The organism is Oleiphilus sp. HI0086 (genome assembly GCF_001635225.1).
The window spans coordinates 1-845 of the sequence record NZ_LWFZ01000142.1 but is presented as its reverse complement, the minus strand read 5'-3'; the positions used below and the strand labels follow the sequence as shown (position 1 = coordinate 845).

Genomic DNA, 845 nt, shown 5'->3' with positions numbered 1-845 from the left:
TCGAAGCCACTACCTTCTTCAACAGTGATAACACCTTCTTTACCTACTTTTTCCATCGCTTCAGCAATGATGCTACCAACAGAGCTATCGCTGTTTGCTGAGATTGTGCCTACTTGAGCAATCGCTTTAGTATCTTCACATGGACGAGCAAAGCCTTTAACCGCTTGAACTGCAACTTGCACACCTTTGTCGATGCCACGTTTCAGGTCCATTGGGTTCATACCCGCAGCAACAGCCTTCAAACCTTCGTTAACGATAGACTGAGCCAAAACTGTTGCAGTCGTTGTTCCATCACCCGCAGCATCATTAGTTTGTGATGCAACTTCTTTTACCATCTGCGCACCCATGTTTTCGAACTTGTCTTTAAGCTCGATTTCTTTCGCAACAGACACACCATCTTTAGTCACCGTCGGTGCACCAAAAGATTTGTCTAATACAACGTTACGACCTTTAGGGCCCAAAGTTACCTTTACTGCATCTGCTAGAATGTTTACACCGGCCAACATGCCTTGACGAGCCGAATCACCAAATTTAACGTCTTTAGCGCTCATATACTTTTCCTACTTAAACTGTTTGCCTATTTAGTTAGGCACTTTTAAAATAATTCTCTGAACCGGCTAACCGGTACTAAGCTTCTATCACGCCGTAAAGGTCGCTTTCACTCATAATCAATAGCTCTTCACCATCGATCTTAACGGTATTACCAGCATATTGACCAAACACTACAATATCGCCTTCTTGTACAGCCAAAGCTTTAACATCACCGTTATCCAGAATTTTTCCAGTACCCACAGCTATTACTTCACCCTGAGAAGGTTTTTCAGTCGCACTACCAGGCAATACAA

The 845-nt window shown here is 43.3% G+C and carries 2 protein-coding genes; both read right to left on the bottom strand.

The annotated features are described in order from the left end of the window. Positions 1–551, bottom strand: a 551-nt coding sequence (locus tag A3756_RS01990) for a TCP-1/cpn60 chaperonin family protein (RefSeq protein WP_304438843.1), incomplete at its 3' end; no start/stop codon positions are given. A 76-nt stretch (positions 552–627) separates the two neighbouring features. Then, on the bottom strand, positions 628–845 hold a 218-nt coding region (locus A3756_RS01985; protein ID WP_068552807.1), incomplete at its 5' end, for a co-chaperone GroES.